General features: G+C 66.6%; 1 protein-coding gene. It reads left to right on the plus strand.

The features are described from left to right. The coding region (locus AC0IX4_RS22970) for a LysR substrate-binding domain-containing protein (protein WP_471831387.1) at nt 1-320 on the plus strand (320 nt) is incomplete at both ends.

A 320-nucleotide genomic window follows, 5' to 3' on the forward strand; every position in this document is an offset into this window, starting at 1 on the left:
CTCAGGTCCACGGGGCAGGGATTGGACGGCGAACTCCGGATCGGCGCGGACCCGATCGGGTTGTGGCACAGGGTCAACAGCGCGGTAGCCGACTTCCTGGCAGAGTATCCGCGCATCACGTTCGAACTCGCCGACGCCAATCCTCTGGTTCTGCTCGAGAACCGGGCGGACGGCTACCTCGATCTTGCCGTCGTTCCCGTCCTGGTGGAAGAACCACTGCCCACGGTGAACGACGGCGCCTTCGACACGACGATCATCGCGCACTCGCCACTGACGCTGGTGGTGTCGGGGTCGTCGCCCCGCGCCGCACGGAAGCGGGT

This window comes from Rhodococcus sp. AC861, assembly GCF_979256035.1.